The sequence below is a fragment of the Acidobacteriota bacterium genome (assembly GCA_016700075.1).
Lineage (GTDB): Bacteria > Acidobacteriota > Blastocatellia > Pyrinomonadales > Pyrinomonadaceae > OLB17.
Window position 1 is genome coordinate 3256469 of the sequence record CP065000.1, and the last position, 16966, is coordinate 3273434.

General features: G+C 53.3%; 7 protein-coding genes. 4 read left to right on the top strand and 3 right to left on the bottom strand.

Annotated elements, in window-relative coordinates:
* The first annotated feature begins 407 nt into the window (after positions 1–407).
* Positions 408–9008, top strand: coding sequence for a carboxypeptidase regulatory-like domain-containing protein (locus tag IPM50_14765; GenBank protein ID QQS32895.1), 8601 nt, complete (start codon positions 408–410; stop codon positions 9006–9008).
* 96 nt (positions 9009–9104) lie between these two features.
* Here IPM50_14765 and IPM50_14770 read toward each other — a convergent pair whose 3' ends face one another.
* Positions 9105–9512, bottom strand: a complete 408-nt coding sequence (locus tag IPM50_14770; protein QQS32896.1) for a hypothetical protein — start codon at positions 9510–9512, stop codon at positions 9105–9107.
* A gap of 87 nt (positions 9513–9599) precedes the next feature.
* Between IPM50_14770 and IPM50_14775 the strand changes: the two genes are divergently transcribed.
* Complete coding sequence (locus tag IPM50_14775) at positions 9600–11621, top strand: thioredoxin domain-containing protein (protein QQS32897.1); 2022 nt, start codon at positions 9600–9602, stop codon at positions 11619–11621.
* Between the two features lie 59 nt (positions 11622–11680).
* On the opposite strand, the gene IPM50_14780 is transcribed toward IPM50_14775, so the two are convergent.
* Complete coding sequence (locus IPM50_14780; protein ID QQS32898.1) at positions 11681–11974, bottom strand: hypothetical protein; 294 nt, start codon at positions 11972–11974, stop codon at positions 11681–11683.
* Positions 11975–12208: 234 nt separating this feature from the next.
* Positions 12209–12499, bottom strand: a complete 291-nt coding sequence (locus IPM50_14785; protein ID QQS32899.1) for a hypothetical protein — start codon at positions 12497–12499, stop codon at positions 12209–12211.
* 322 nt (positions 12500–12821) lie between these two features.
* On the opposite strand from IPM50_14785, the gene IPM50_14790 reads away from it, so the two are divergent.
* Positions 12822–14009 (top strand): GGDEF domain-containing protein, encoded by a 1188-nt coding sequence (locus tag IPM50_14790; GenBank protein QQS32900.1) that lies wholly within the window; start codon positions 12822–12824, stop codon positions 14007–14009.
* A gap of 129 nt (positions 14010–14138) precedes the next feature.
* Complete coding sequence (locus IPM50_14795) at positions 14139–16964, top strand: serine/threonine-protein kinase (protein ID QQS32901.1); 2826 nt, start codon at positions 14139–14141, stop codon at positions 16962–16964.
* The last annotated feature ends 2 nt before the right edge of the window (positions 16965–16966 follow it).

Sequence of the window (16966 nt, forward strand, 5' to 3'; positions counted from 1 at the left end):
TAGGCAAGCCTAACCGCGGTGCGTTAGCGGCAAGCCGCCGGTTGTGAAATGCAGCGGTTCGCTATCGCCGTTGCTGAAGTGTGGGCATTTTGCGACTTCGTTTTGCGGGTTATTGCGACGCTGGTTGCGGATGCGTGATGGATAGGTGGTCGATCGGTCATCCGGTGTGAAATATATGTGGAATTTGGCTTAAAAATGCTGCCGCGGAAGTAATTATGCTTTGAACTCTGAATTTCCTCAGGATTCAACATAAATACTCAGAGTTTCCTCACCGTTTCCTCAAGACTTATCGGCTTTGCAAATCAGATAATCGCAGCAAATGGGGGGATATCCCAACATTATTGATTTTCGACATTTCGAATGCCCCTCGGGCAGCAACAGCAAGCACAGTTTACAGGGGAGTAATAATGAAATTGAAAAAGAATAGGGTTTTGGTCGGTATTGTAGCCATCGGCATCGTGATCGCGTCGGTTTGTGTTGAGAGTGGATTGGGCATTTCTCGGCTTATTTCAGCGATTGAGAGCATGGTCACACCCGTTGTAAGCGGTGCCGGCATGAGGGACGACGAGGTCGCTGATGTCGAACCGAAACTGGGGGTTGACCATTTAGCAACGGCCGACTGCGTGGCGGGGCAAAAAACGTGGGACGGAGAAGGTGCGACGAACAACTGGTCCGAGGCCGCTAACTGGACCTGCGATCAAGTGCCGACGAACACGAACCTTGTAATTTTTGACGCGACCAGTACTAAAAATGCGTTCATTGACATGAATATCAATGTGAACCGCTGGCAGATCAATGCCGGGTATACGGGAACGATCACGCAGGGGCCGGCGTCGAGCGTTTTGGTTCGATTCAATTCAAACGCTCCATTCTTTATTCAGTCTGCGGGTAATTTTGTTTGCAGTTCGGCTCCGGTGACGTTTGAGTACAGCATCGTTACGATCAGCGGCGGGACGTTCGATTGTTCGGCCACCACGTCAATGATCGTGCGGGCGACCTCGCAGGCGTTTGATCTGAGCGGAGGCTCTTTCACGGCGCCGGCCGGAACACTTTCGTTCAACGGCGGTGTGGTGAATATCGCGAGTGCGAGTTTTATCGATAGTAATGGAACCGTCGCATTTCGCGGGGACGATGGCACGGGAGGCTCTGGGAGCAGTGTGGATCTGAATATCGACGGTGCATCGGCGGGCCAACTCGTTCTAAACAATTTGACGATCGACAGTTCGGCGACGGGGGGCAGACTTTTGCTAACGGATCAGGATAGTTTGGTAGCGAACGGCACTCTATCTTTGCTCGATGGTGATTTTATGATGTCGAATCCGAATTCGACGAACGGCAACACCGCGATCCATGCTTTTGGCCCGGTAACCGTCTCGCCGAACTGGGGCAACAATACGGGAACGACGACAGGCAACGCGACGATCAAACTTCTCGGCAATGCGACGCGAACGGTGGATATTCCGAGCGGCCTTACCGGTACGTTCAATCCTCTTTTGGTTGATGCCCCTAACACTACGGTGAACGTAAACGGAAGCGGGCTTTTCAGTATTGGCAAGTTGGACCTTCTGCAAGGTGTTCTCAACGCGGGACAAGCAGAATTTCAGTTCGAGAATGCCCTAAATACCGTCTCCGGCGGCAGCTTTTCCTGCGGGACCGGTCCGATAAAGGGAATACAGACGCGAATTGCCGTCAGCGGCGGTTCGTTTGACTGTTCTTTAGCGGCGAGTATGACGCTGCTGGCCTCGGAACTCGCGGTCACGGGCGGAACCTTCACTGCACCGGCTACAACTTTGAGCTTCCTCGGCAGCAGAGATAGCGGGCTAAGTGTGAATACGGGGACGTTTCGTCACAACAACGGAACCGTCAAGTTTGGGCGCGTGTTCAACACCTCCCCCTCTTTCAGCTCTGTTTCAACATTTCTCGACGTTGACGGAAGTAATGCCGGCACGCTCGACCTATTTAATGTAGTACTCGATGACGACGACCCTAATACGGGCTCGACCGGTTCCTTTTCGATCACGTCATCTGACCGATTGCGCGTTTTGAGCAACCTTAGCCTGCTGAAAGGCAGGATCGGCAAAGGCTCTGGTCTCTTCCTGAACACATTTCTCGATGTTTTCGGGAACTTCACCGTCGGTAGCGGATTTTCGGGCGGATTAGGCAGTAATTTTGTGATCGGTTTCAAAGGTTCGGCGGATCAGACGTTTACGAACAACGGCGGCTGGAATCCCGTCGTGTCGTCATTCTCGTATGTTATCGACAAGCCTTCGGGGACGGTCACCGCCGCTTCGCCGATGGAACTTATCGCTCTCGACGGTTTCAGCAATCCGTTCGCGGTTGACCTCACGATACAAAGCGGCAGGCTCTATCTGGCAAACGGAAGTGATCTGAAGGTGCAGAATCTGACGGTCAATTCCGGAGGCAGGCTCGTCAGCGACTCTGCAGCTACCATCACTCTATTCGGCAATGTCGTGAACAACGGCGTCATCGACCTACAGGGCGGCGGGGCGGCCTGTCCTGAAACTGAAACGATCCTAATACGGTCGAATGACACAAACCAGAAGAATTGGTCCGGCAGCGGCATCTATCGACTCGTCGATGTCGATGTCGAACGTATGGGAGGAACGGGCACTAAGACAGTTTTCAGCGGCACAAATAGCGGCAACAATAATGGGACGTGGATCTTCAATAACGACTGTCCGCCGCCGTTGACCATCTCGCCGACGTCAACCAGCGTCACCGCCGGCAACACGCAAACATTTACACGCAGCGGCGGATTCGGAGCAGCGACGTTCAACTTCGTACAAAACAACTCGGGCGGAACCATCAACCCGACGACCGGACTATATGCAGCAGGGTTTACTGACAGTGTAACCGACACGCTCCAACTTACGGACAGCCTTGGCGAGATCGCAAATGCAACCGTTAATATTACCCCTCCACCTCCACTCGTAATAACGCCATCGCAGACGTTTGTACAAAATGGGACGTCATTCGATTTTGATGCAAGCGGAGGCATTGGGCCGTACACTTTCTCTTTCCAAACTAATGGTTCAGGCGGCACGATCAATGGGTCGACAGGACTTTACACTGCCGGTCCAAATGTTGGAACGTCTGATTCCATCAAAGTAAGTGATGCCCGAGGTGTGGAGGCATTTGCCGTAGTAAGTACCTATGGCCAGCCGGCATTTCTTCAATTCACCAGTCAGCCGGCAAGCACAACTGCAGGCGCGATCCTGTCACCGATGCAGGTTGTCGTACGAGACTCCGGCGGCAATCTGGTGAGGAATTCGTCCATTGCTGTGACCATCGAGATACTTGTTAATCCGGGAAACGGTGTGCTCTCCGGAGTACTTACTCGCAATGCTGTCGACGGTTTGCTAACGTTCGACGGCTTGAGCATAAACAAGAGTGGGAACAATTACGTTCTACGAAGTTCGGCCTCAGGATTAACGCCGGCAAACACAGTGAATTTCAGTATCTCTCCCGGGCCTGCAAACAAACTCGGCTTCTTAAGTCAGCCGAACGACGCGGAGATCGGCCAACAAGCAATAATCCCGTTTGTCGAGGTACAAGACGCGCTTGGAAACCGTGTTCCGTCAGGCACACGGTCTATAACACTTGCTATCGGCGCCAATCCCGGCGGCGGAGCATTGAGTGGAACTACAACGAAGAATACTGCGAACGGCGTTGCCTCATTCCCCGATATTTCTATCAACAAGGGTGGAACAGGATACACCCTGATGGCGAGCACAAATAGTCTAACCGGAACCCAAAGTAATTCATTCAACATTATTGACCAGTTCCAGGTAACAAATACTAACGATTCAGGTCCGGGTTCACTCCGGCAAGCAATTATCAGAGCGAACCTGCTTACGTTTGATAAGACCATCTCCTTCAATATCCCCGGCAGTGGCCCTCATACAATTCAGCCTCTGACATTCTTGCCGCCGATCACAAAACGGGTCGTTATAGACGCTACGACGCAGCCCGGATATTCAGGTACGCCGGTAATTGAACTCGACGGAACTTTTGCCAATAATGCCGGACTTGCGATCCAGGCGGACGATGTAACGGTGAGAGGATTTGCAATTAATCGATTTGCCGGAGCTGCTATCTCAGTCCAAAACCGAAATGGAGTTACTATAGAATCCAATTACATCGGCACCGATATTACCGGTTCAACCGCTATGCCGAATGGCTTGGAGCAGATAGTGCTCATGCAATCGAGGAACGTGGTGATCGGCGGAGCCGACGCCTCGCGTCGTAATCTCATTGCAGGGGGATCTACTGGGATCTACGTCGGACGCAATTCAGGACAGAGTTTCAACATCGATGCAACGATCCTCGGAAACTATATCGGCACGAATGCTGCCGGAACCGGGCCGATCACAACCTCGATCGGCATCAGCGTCGCTGGGAATTCTGCAGTTAACATCGGTGATGGCACTCCCGCCGGATCGAATACGATCGCTTTCAATACATCTGCGGGTGTATCGGTGGCGGGGGCATTGACGCGTGTGCGCATTAGGAGAAACTCGATCTTTGTGAATGCCCTTAAAGGTATTGCCCTTGCTCCTGGTTCGACAGGGCCGATCCCGAACGATCTTCTCGATGAGGATTCAGGACCGAATGGATTACAAAACTATCCGGATATTTCCTCGGCAATAGCGGGGAACGGCGAAACAACGATATCCGGTTCATTGTCGAGCAAGCCATCAACGAGCTACACGGTGGATCTTTACTCCGTTACTCAGTGCGATTCAAGCGGCCATGGCGAGGGACAGACATATCTGGGTTCGATGCAAGTTGCCACCGATGCGGGTGGATTAGGTTCCGTGGATCTGGTTTTGCCCGTGACAGTAAGTGCAGGGGACTTTGTGACCGCTACGGCAACGGATCCCTTAGGAAATACAAGCGAATTCAGCCGATGTGAGCCTGTCGTTGCAGGCGTACATTCGATCGCGGGTAGAGTTCTTGTCGGTTCTGTTGGTGTGCCGGGAGTTGAATTGGTAGTGTCCGGTGATGCCTCGTTATCTGTAAGGACTAACCGTCTCGGGAACTATGAGATTCGAAACCTTCCCGCCGGCGGAACGTACACCGTTGTCCCAAGGGAAGGCAACTTTTCCTTTTTGCCTGCAAGCAGAACTTACGCTGATCTTTCAGCGAACCAAATTGATCAGACGTTTGAGCCAACGCGAGAAAGATACTCCATTCGTGGCCGAGTAACGACATTAAATAACGGATCAGAATTTGCACTTTCTGACGTAACTATAGCGACGACCGGTGGTCCGAGCCCAAATACGACGGCAAAAACAAACCTGAACGGTGAATTTTCAATTCCAAAGCTGATGCCGGGTACCTACTCGGTCACGCCATCGGCCGAAGGAAGAACGTTTTCGCCCGCATCCGCAAGTGTAACGATCTCAACAGATGATAGGACCGCCGATTTTTCTGCATTCGGATACCCGTCAATGCCGGGGAAGCTGATCTTTGCGACTAGGAATAGCGTACTTATGTCTAACCCGAGCGGCAGCGGAATTACTGTTGCCAGGCTGCCGATCTATTACGGCAGCGGGTCTGCATTTATCCCCGATCTCTCCACAGACGGACACACAATAGCGGCAATATATGACAATGTTACTGTCCGCGCGGCTCACGTTGACGGCAGTAACCAGCGTAATGTTGTTTACAATAACGGGAATATCAAGACCGGGATGAACATATCGCCGGACGGAACCAGACTTGCCCTCAACGCAGGCGGACAAACGCAGGTCCGCAACGTCAACTTTTCGTCAGAGTCTACTTTTATTGTAGGAGCATTTCAGGACTCCGCATGGTCGGCCAATGGATCACAACTTGCATTCAGCAGGATCACCGATTCTGAACTTCAGAGGCACCTGTATTTGGTTCAAGCGAACGGCACAGGTTTGGATCAATTGACCGGTCCGGGTAACTTCCTCGATGAGTCACCCCAGTGGGCTCCTGATAATTCGAAAATTGCATTTGTTCGATTCGAAAACTCCACTTCGAGTTCAAAGCTGATGCTTATGAATCCGAACGGGACGGGTCAGCAGGCCATTTATACAGGCCCGACCAAATTGCTAAGCGTTGACTGGTCGCCGGACAGTTCGCGGCTGGCGATCACGGAAAGATCGGAGAATGGTAAGGTCGCGCTTTCAATTATAAGACGGGACGGGACGGAAAAGCTGATCGTAAACCCAGACTTCCCAAATTCTCGCATACGTTGGGGAGGCGATAACTCGGTCGCAACGCCCGAAGGCTCAAATGTAAGTGTTTCTACCGGGTCAGTATCGGTCAGTTTCGCTAATACGTCAGGTACGGGCGCGACAACTACGATCGATCCGATCCTGCCGGGAGCCGCCGGAGCAGTTCCTGGCGGATTTGCCATAAGCCAGAATGGAAGCGTGGCAGAATACGGATCGTTCGAGATATCAACGACCTCGACAGTGACCGCGCCCATCACTGTTTGCATTGACCTCTCTCCATCTACGACCCAGCAACAGCTTAATTCGCTGAGTTTCATGCATAACGAAGGAGGGGTTCTGGTTGATCGGACATCGAGCCGTATCTTTACGAACACCCCATTTGCCGTTCGAAAGATCTGTGCAACAACAACCAGCCTCAGCCCCTTCGCTCTTGTCGAAGAGATCGATCCGTCCAAGCCGAGCCTTTCGGGATCGGTGGTCGATAACAACGGTGATCCGCTTGCAGACGCGCTAATCGTCCTCAGTGGAAGTGAGACCCGCGATACGTTCACCGACAGTGACGGCAGCTTCACGTTCCATAATCTGGAAGAGTTCGGAAACTACATTGTTCAGCCGAGTCTTCCCGGATACATATTTCGGGAGCCGGACGCAACATTTCTCAATATGTCCGGGGAAAATACGGTCGTGTTTGTCGGGACCGCGGCGACCGTCGGAATCAGCGGCAAGGTAACCGACCTGAACGGTGATCCGATGGCTGACCTCTTGGTATCACTGGAGGGCGGCACGTCGAGGGAAGCGACGACCGACGCTTCGGGAGATTACAGCTTTACCGATCTTCCCGCCGACAGCAGCTATACAGTATCTCCAAGACCCGGATTCAACACCTTCGCGCCTCAGTACATCGATCTGCCGCGTTTGAGAGATGCCGCAACTGATGTTGACTTTACCATCGACGGAGGTTGTCAGTTTAGTATTGATCCGACGCTGCAGAACTACGGTTCGGCTGGCGGAGATGGGGCGATCTCAGTGACGGCGAGTGATTCTACGTGTGACTGGACGGCGGTGAGCAATGACGCTTGGATCACCGTAACGTCGGGGTCGTCCGGAACCGGCGACGGCACTGTTGAATACACCGTCGCGGCGAATACGGGCGAGGCGAGAACGGGCACGATCACGGTCGCAGGCGAGACATTCACAGTAACGCAGGCGGCGAGTTGTCCGACCGTTTCGATACCGGCGAGCGGTTTGGCCGGCGCACCCGGGACGTCGCTTACCGTGCCTGTCAACGTTACAGACCTGACGGGTCGCGGTGCGACGGCGTATGATTTTACGCTGACGTATGACCCGGCGGTATTAGAATTCACGGGCGAGAGCATCGCGGGTACTCTGAGCAGCAACTACGTCGTCCAGGTGAACGAGCCGATCGCGGGAACGCTAGTCGTCTCCGGTTTCGGCGTGGACGATCTTACGGGTGAGGGTGTGCTGCTTAATCTGCAATTCGACATCACGGCGACCACATCGTCGTGCAGCACTTTGCATCTGGCGGCGTTCGAGTTTAACGAAGGCACGCCGTGCGTCGTGACCGAGGACGGTGAGGCCTGTTCCGAAAACCGCCGTGTCACAGGACTCGTCACCTACGGCAATTCACTAACGCCGCCGGCGGTGCCGAATGTCACTATAAGCGGTGTCGGCTCGCCGAACGTGAACACGGTCACGGACGCAGACGGTTTGTATGAATTGACCGGTTTCGGTACCGGAGCCTATACTCTGACGCCGTCGAAGAGCGGCCACACTGATGCGATCACGGCGTTTGACGCGGCGATAACCGCAAGGCACGTCATTGGTACAGTGATTCTCAACGCGACCCAGCAGACGGTCGCCGATGTCAGCAATAACGGCACGATCTCGTCGTTCGACGCTTCGCAGATCGCACGTTTCGCCGTCGGAAATCCGAACACGGGCACAACGGGAACGTGGCGGTTTACGCCGCCGAGCCGCAATTATGCGACCGTCAACGGCCACATCGCCGCACAGGATCACGTCGCGTTGCTGATGGGCGAGGTGTCGGGCAACTGGGCCGTCGCTCCGCCGCCGGAACCGCTCACAGAAGGCGTGGTACCGGTCGCGGTGTCATTGGCGAACGTATCGTCGGGCACCTCGACGACCGTTTCGGTGCCGATCACGACAGGCGACGTCACCGCACGTGGCGTTATTTCGCATCAGTTCGAGGTGTCGTACGATCCGGCGGTCGCAATGCCGAACGCGGTGCCCGTTGAAAAGACCGGCACACTAAGCAGCGAACTGCTCGTGGTCTCGAACACGGACATGCCGGGCATTCTTCGCGTGGCTGTTTACGGCACTCAGGACATCGTCGGCGAGGGAACTCTGCTGAATCTGCGGTTCGACGTCGTTGGTGCTCCCGGGACATCGACACCGCTGAATTTCGTTGATTTTATGTTCAATGAGAATGATCCGCAGAGTGCGAAGACCAACGGCAGTATCACGGTGCTCGTACCGACCGCGGCGGGCGTCGAGGTGTCAGGCCGCGTGATGACGCCGGACGGACGCGGATTGCGCAACGCCACAATGACGATGACCGACACGAACGGCGTTGTGCGGTCCGCTGTAACCTCGAGTTTCGGCTACTATCGTTTCGAAGGCGTGCCTGTGGGTGAGTCGTTCGTGATGAGCGTCAACTCACGCAGCTACCGCTTTGTACCGCGTGTCGTTCAGGTGCTCGACACACTGACGGATGTCGATTTCGTGGGACTGGAGTGAGCGCCGGGACGCAGGCTGCCGGCCTGCTGTCCCTAATGTGACGAATCAGCGGGGGCATCGCCCCCGCCTTTGGGTCCGAAATATCAATCCGCATGATCATTCTGAAGTTCTTACGTATGCATTGCGGATGCGGGACGCCAGCAGAGGTGCGACGAGGAGGAATAGCATCCCAAATGCCATCAAACCGCCGCGCGTGACGTCGTAGTCCTCAAGAATTCGCTCGCTGCTGAGTCCGAGCAACAAACCCAATCCCAATTCGAATAGGAGCGTTAGAATCATCCACATCGCCCCGACGACGAGAAGCTGCCTGACAGTCTGAGCGTTGATCCATCGAATAAATACCATGGAAACTGCAAATATAAGTCCAAGGCCAATGTAGAATGCGACGCGACGGGCTGTAAAACTGCCTACCATCGGTGCAAGCAGAGCCTCGCGCAGGATGCCGTGGACGGTCTCCGCTAAGATAATGATAAGCCATGTGGCGAATCCGCGAAGTAAATACATGAAATACTCCTTCTCTACAATCCTCTCATAGAGGCAGTCTTGGTGAACAGTTTTGCATTGGCAAAATTAGAGTGAAAGAATTGACCTATGACCGACACGACACGAACGCCGAATCGCCTGAAAGACGAAACAAGTCCGTATCTGCAGCAGCACGCCAATAATCCCGTCGATTGGTATCCATGGTGCGATGAAGCATTTGAGCGGGCAAGGGCTGAAGATAAGCCCGTGATCGTCAGCATAGGCTACTCGGCGTGCCATTGGTGCCATGTGATGGAGCACGAAAGTTTCGAGGATGAGGAAGTCGCCGCGGTTATGAACGAGCGGTTCATAAACATCAAGGTCGATATGGAAGAACGGCCTGATGTCGATCAGATATACATGAGTTTCGTGCAGCTTACGACGGGACGCGGCGGTTGGCCGATGAATGTTTTCGTCACGCCGGACAAACTGCCGTTCTTCGGCGGAACATATTTCCCGCCATCGCCGCGATACGGAATGCCGTCCTGGAGGCAAATATTACTTAGTATCTCCGAGGCATGGAACGAGCGGCGTGATGAGCTGATGAGCTCAGCGGACGATATTCTCGGTGAGTTGCGGCGAATGACACAGACGGGTGGTTCGTCGCCGGTCAATTCCGAATTGCTCGATGTGGCCTATCAGAGTTTTGTGCGTTCGTTCGACGCGACCAATGGCGGTTGGGGCGGTGCACCTAAGTTCCCGCAGGCGATGTCGATGGACTTTCTCTTGAGATATTGGTATCGCACGGGCGAACAGAAGGCTCTTGATATGGTCGCCTTTACTGCGAAAAAGATGGCCCGCGGCGGAATTTATGACCAGCTCGGCGGCGGATTTCACCGTTATGCGGTCGATTCGATCTGGCTGGTGCCGCATTTTGAAAAGATGCTCTACGACAATGCTCAGTTGATCAGGCTGTACGTGCACCTTTTTCAGATCACCGGTGATGAAGAGTTTCGCTGCGTAGCTATCGAAACGATCGAGTATGTCATTCGCGAAATGCTCGACGAGAAAGGCGGATTCTACTCTGCTCAGGATGCCGACAGCGAAGGCGAAGAAGGGAAGTTTTTCGTATGGACGCCGGAGCAAGCGGCTGATGTATTAGGTGAAGATGATGCTGCTATATTCAACAAAACATATGATGTTGCGGCGTCTGGTAATTTTGAAGGGGCGAGCATATTGAATCTACGACGTATCCCAGATGAAGAGATACTTTCGACCCGCGAGAAGTTTACAGAAATGCGGGCAAGGCTCTTTTCGGAGAGGGAAATGCGTGTCAAGCCGCTGCGTGATGATAAGGTGCTGACCGCATGGAACGGGCTGATGTTGGCTGCATTCTCGGAGAGCGGAAGGGTCTTTGGTGAGACGCGATATCTTCAGATTGCCCGAGCGAATGCCGACTTTCTCCTTTCGCAATTGTCCAAGGACGGACGTTTGCTGCGGACTTGGAAAGACGGCGAGGCGAAACTGAACGGATATATTGAGGACTACGCAAACCTAGTGGATGGGCTTCTGGAATTGTTTCAGGCGACCGGCGAACTAAGATATCTGGATGCCTCGCGCTCGTTAGCTGACGCGATGATCGAGCATTTCTGGGACGATGATGAGGGCGGTTTGTTCTTTACCTCAGACGATCATGAGGAACTTATCGTCCGCAACAAGGACTTTTACGACAACGCGACGCCGTCGGGAAACTCGGTCGCTGCTGACGTTTTCTTAAAACTGGAGCGGCTGACCGGCGAAGGGAAATATGAGAGCTACGCTGTGTCGATATTACGGTTGGCCGCAGGGAAGGCAGTCCGGCATCCGCAGGCTTTCGGGCGAGCGTTGTCTGCCATGGAGTTTTCTATCGGTGAAAGCCGAGAGGTCGTCATAACGGGGCCTGTCGGAAGCGAGGTCGAAAGAATTGTCGATATGGCTTATATGCCAAATGCTGTCATCGCAAAGCTTCGCGATGGAGATGATGAGGACAAGCTCCCGATATTCGAGGGACGCGAAGGAGGCGATGCTAAGGTGTACGTCTGTAAGGAAATGGTTTGCGAACGCCCGATATTCAGTGCCGGCGAGTTGGCGGAATTACTGAGATCGACATAGCAAAAAGGCCCGAACGCCTTATGCGATCGGGCCTCGAATTGCTTCCAAGAAGCGACGAACTATTTCTTGTCGTCTTTCTTCTCGTCTTTCTTGTCATCCGTTTTCGCAGCATTAGCAGCAGTGTTCGAAGCCGTATTAGCAGCGTTCGAAACAGCATTAGCAGCGGTCTGAGCAGCGTTGGCAGCCGAATTGGCAGCCGTCTGAGCAGCATTAGCAGCAGTCTGCATAGCGTTAGCGGCAGCATTTATCGCGTTAGCAGCAGCCTTGTTTGCATTGGTTGCGGTGTTGTCGCCGCAAGCCATACCGAGTGCACCGAGTGCGAGAACGCCTGTGAGGGCAATAATTTTTTTCATAGCAAGAATATTCTCCTGTTCTTCTCAAAGATTAGATCTAATTTAAACCAGGGCCACGCAAGCATGACCATTGTTCCTTGACGTCAAAAAACGACAAAGTGCGGAACAACCGTCAATATAATTTTGTAATAGTGGCTTGTCAAGTGGCTAAAAAGCGAAAACCGGTCATCAAACCCGCGACAATTGAAAAGGCCTCGCCCGAAGGCGAGGCCCAAGTCAGGTTCCGAAAAGAGATTACTTCTTGTCGGTGTTTGCCGGCTTAGCAGCATTAGCTGCCGTGTTGGTTGCCGGTTTGGCATCGTTGGCAGCAGGCTTAGCAGCCGTATTCGAAGCAGCCGTGTTGGTGGCGTTCGAAGCAGGTGCTGTTTCAGCAGCAGGCATGTTGGTCGCCGGTGTGTTTGCCGGTTTGACAGCGTTTGCATTATTAGCCGGCTTGTTTGCATTGTTAGCCGGAGCGTCGCCGCCGCAAGCCATGCCGAGAGCGCTGAGGCCGAGGACAGTTGAAAGTGCGATTACCTTTTTCATTTCTTTATTAAGACTCCTATTTCTTCTCAAAGTATTTTCCCGTTTCCGGGAACTTGGCCGATCGAACACGGCCTTTTGCTCCAAGCTCTTTCTTTCTCAGAGCAAACGTTAAGATAGAGATTGCTGATGCTTTTGTCAACAGAAAAACGGAGGCTTTTGAAAATATTTGTTTCGGCAATTTTCGCCGGAATCGAAGAAAAAAATGTTGACGCATGCGACATTGAGAATTTATCCTAAAACGTGGGCTCCAAACGCCCGTCCCAGCCTCTCGGTACCTCTATCTAGCCTTCCCAAAGAGCCCGCTCAGAATCACCATTTGATCATGTCTGAAATCAAATTTCCCTCGGCCGCAGCAACGACTTTCATAGCCGCTTTCGGAGCTTTTGCGATAGGTATAGCAGAGATCGATGCCGGCGCACGTATCGTCATTTTTATTCTGATCGTAGCCGCCGCCACCGGTTTGACCTACCTGCAGCTGAGAGAAACCGATCGTCCGACCACTCGGAACGAGGACGATCCTGTAGAGATCCTCGATGAGATCGAATCCGCTCTGGGCGAACGAGAAACCGCTCTGGCGAGTTCGCTGCACATTCCGGATGCGTTTCGGATCATAGTGGCAAGACTTCGATCGGTCACCAATTTTAGAGGTGCGGCGTTGTGGTTAGAGGGAGACAGCGCCGACAAGATCCTTGTGGTCGAAACGGAGGGAGACCATCAAAAGGCCTTTATTGACAAACGAGCGGCCAAAGGCAGCGGCTTGGCAGGCAGGGCTTGGGAAAGCGGAAGGGTGGAATCCGGTTTCGAGTCAACTGAGCAATTGCCGTCAGTCGCTATGCCTCTGAAACGCGGGGCGGAGACAATAGCTGTCCTGCAATTGGTTTTTGAACCCAGTTATAACCTTGCCAGGATAGACCGTTCCGTCTTTGATGCGATCGCTATTCGATCGGAGCCGGTGATAGGGGCGTCGTTGGCTTTTGAAAAGAATTCGACAAACGCACTGATCGATGAGTTGACAGGTATCCCGAATGAGCGAGCATTCTACCTAGTCTTGGAGCAGCACGTAGCTGAGTCCCAGCGTCGGGGAGCCGATCGCCCGATAACTGTCGTTGCATTGAACATAAGAGACTTTGACGCGATCGTGCTTGCGTACGGCGGGGCCGCCGGTGACCGCGTCCTAACGGCCGTTTCAGGGATACTAAAGGAACTTCTTCGTTCGATGGACACTATCACCCGTTCACGCGGCGACGAGTTTTTGATCGTTTTGCCGACGGCCACGCGAGAGATCGCGACGGAGATAGTAGCGAGGATACACAGTGCCTTTTACACCCGAAAGATAGAGATCGTGAATGGTGAGAGGCTTGAGATCAGGTTGAACATCGGGTCCGCGCATTTTGGCGAAGATGGCGATACGCCTGCAAGGTTGCTTCAGTCAGCAAGGCGTACAAGGGAATCCCGCCGTGACCTGCCTTCGGTACGTATAATCGATTTTCCGAACGACACGGCTGTTTGACGCTTTGCGAAACGCAGGCTCAGGCTTAAACTCTCTCGTAGTTGATGTGGCTACGCGGGAGTTTTTCCTATGCAAGTCGGCGATAAAATTGGCCGCTATATCATCCGGGATAAAATCGGTGCCGGAGGCATGGGCGATGTCTTCTTGGCTCATGACGAAAGCTTGCGGCGAGATGTCGCAATAAAGATGCTCGGCGGCGATGCCGTCAACGATCCCGAAAGGCTCTCGCGTTTTGCACAGGAAGCGAAGGCTGCGTCCGCTCTCAATCATCCGAATATTCTCACGATCTACGAATTCGTAGAGGACAACGAAATTCATTATTTGGTGACCGAGTTCGTGGCCGGCAGGCCGCTGCGCGATCTGATCATATCGAGGGATCTGCAATTCGAGCAGGCACTCAAGATCGCGGAACAAACTGCCTTTGCGTTGGATGCAGCACATTCCTCGGGCATAATTCATCGCGACATTAAACCCGATAATCTGATGATCCGCGAAGACGGGATCGTCAAAGTGTTGGATTTCGGCTTGGCGAAGCTGACCGAGAACGCGGTGTCGAACGAAGACGACGAGACGAGGGAGCTGTTTCAGACGAAAGCGGGGCAGATATTCGGGACGGCGAATTACATGTCGCCGGAACAGGTGCGTGGGGTTCCGGATATCGACGGAAGGGCTGATATCTGGAGCTTGGGCGCAATGATGCACGAAATGTTCGCGGGCAAACCGCCGTTCAATGGTTCGACGTCCAGCGACATTATTGCCTCAATATTGAAAACGGACCCCCCGACGCTTCCAAGCGTAATGGCTGACTGTCCGCCGGAACTCGAACGCATCGTCAAAAAGGCCCTCAAAAAGGACCGTGCCGAAAGGTACCAAAGTGCTCGAGAACTTGGGCTGGATGTAAGAGCGCTAAGGAAACACGTCGAATTTTCAAAGGAGTATGAACGGACAGAAGGGAATCTCTCGGCGGGTCAGGCTCCGGTGTCGGCGGAGATACAAGAGGGGAGCGTTGCAAAAAAGCGAAGACCGTGGTTTTGGCTGTTAGTGCCGGTGTTGGCGGCGGCAGGCGTTATTCCCACTGCATTGATCTATTTTCAGTCGAGTAATGGTTTCTCCTCAGAAAATATCCAAATCGCCGAGATCGCAAGCTGGGCAAGCCAACCGGGCGAGGTTTACGTTTCAGGATCATTTTCTCCGGACGGAAAGATGATCGCGTTCTCATCAAGCAAGAACGGCGGCAAACAGATCTTTGTGAAACAAGCGACGGCCGGCGAAGCGGTTCAGGTCACGCAAGGCGACGCAAGCTGTGAAAATCCGGTCTGGTCGCCGAACGGTGACGAGATCGCATATTTTTCGGATCGCGGGGGCAAGCCGGGAATATGGCGCATTCCAATACTCGGTGGTTCGGCTCAACTTGTAAGCGAATTGAAGGACGGTGCGGCCGCCATCCGCGGTTGGCTGGCATCGGGCCATATATATTTTGAGGCTGATTCCGAACTACAAAGGGTCAATGCCGCCGGCGGGGTGCCGGAGCGTATGACCGGTTTCAAGGACGCTCAGCTTGCAGTCCGGAACGTAACCGTCTCGAGCGACGGTAAGAAAACGGCATTCACGGTTGCGAACGAAAGCTCGTGGGTGCTTTTAGCCGGCGATGAGAACGGCCGCAGCGGAAAAGAGATCTTTACGGGTGATTCTGAAGTGCGAAACATAGTCTGGCTGCCTTCGGGCGAAGGCCTCGTTTTCTCGACGCAGACTAGCGGGCGATTTCAGCTATTCGGCGCTGATATGCGAGGCGGTCAGCCGCGGCAATTGATGAATTCGGAACGTGACATTTTCGCTCTGGACGTCGCGTCAGATGGGTCGAAAATATTGTTGGGCTCCGCAAAAGAGGAGTCGGACATTTGGGCCGTTTCCGGGGGCCGAGAGTTTCCTGTAGCGTCAGAGATCAATTCGGAGCTTTGGCCCGATGTCTCACCTGACGGCAAGAGGCTCGTATTCCAGTCATCTAAAGAACTGAGTTTGGGAAACGATCTTTTCACCGGCAAGCTAAGATCTAAGGAAATTGGGACAGAGAATCCGCAGGCGCAAGTCTCTGAAAAAGGATTTCTTCCTGTATTCTCGCCTGACGGAAAACGCGTCGCTTTCCTAAGCGTCGAAGGTGAGAAGTATGTTCTGAACGTCGTTGCGTCTTCTGGAGGGGCGACGGTAAAGCTTACCAAGGATGGCGTCTCGCCGCCGTCGTATTCGATCCTGCCATATCTTCGTGTGCAGGCTAATGAATTCAGTTGGTCGCCTGACGGACAGCGGATCGCCTTTGCATCACGCAGAAACGGAGTATCGAACATTTGGACGGCAGGCGTGGATGGCGAGGGAGAAAAGCCTTTTACATCCAATGAGTACGGGGAAGTCTATTTTTATTCGCCAATTTGGTCGCCAGACGGAAACTCGGTTGCTTTTACGACCAGAATGCGCGAAACCGGAGCTGACGGCAAACAGAAGTACGGCGTGCGTATTGCATCGGAAGACGGAGTAGCACGAGAACTGTACGGCGGCAGCAGGTTTGTCAGGTCGCTCGGTTGGACAGCGGACGGCGGTGGGTTGATAATCGCCTTGCCGGAACAGCAAGAGACGGGGCGTACGTTTTCAGACGTCGAGATCGGAATGATCAACGTCGCTGATATGAAGTATTTGAAGGCCGCGTTATTAAAGAGCGCGTATTCGGGCAATATTTTTCTTTCCAAAGACCGAACATTGATGGTATTTTCTGCTCGGAGAGAGGGAACAGACGATATTTGGACATTGTCGTTGGGCGGCGGTACAGAACGAAAGCTGACGAAGAACAGCGACCCGCGTCTTTTTTATTCTTCGCTTGCGGTTTCGCCTAACGGTGATTCCATATATTTCGGAAAACAATCAAGATATAGCCTTCTTTCAATGGTCACAAACTTCAAACAGTAGGA

Excerpts from the sequence above, each read along its gene's own strand:
- IPM50_14795 (QQS32901.1), top strand. The coding sequence starts at position 14,139 with ATGGGCGATGTCTTCTTGGCTCATGACGAAAGCTTGCGGCGAGATGTC.
- IPM50_14775 (QQS32897.1), top strand. The coding sequence starts at position 9,600 with ATGACCGACACGACACGAACGCCGAATCGCCTGAAAGACGAAACAAGT.
- IPM50_14785 (QQS32899.1), bottom strand. The coding sequence starts at position 12,499 with ATGAAAAAGGTAATCGCACTTTCAACTGTCCTCGGCCTCAGCGCTCTC.
- IPM50_14770 (QQS32896.1), bottom strand. The coding sequence starts at position 9,512 with ATGTATTTACTTCGCGGATTCGCCACATGGCTTATCATTATCTTAGCG.
- IPM50_14790 (QQS32900.1), top strand. The coding sequence starts at position 12,822 with ATGTCTGAAATCAAATTTCCCTCGGCCGCAGCAACGACTTTCATAGCC.
- IPM50_14780 (QQS32898.1), bottom strand. The coding sequence starts at position 11,974 with ATGAAAAAAATTATTGCCCTCACAGGCGTTCTCGCACTCGGTGCACTC.
- IPM50_14765 (QQS32895.1), top strand. The coding sequence starts at position 408 with ATGAAATTGAAAAAGAATAGGGTTTTGGTCGGTATTGTAGCCATCGGC.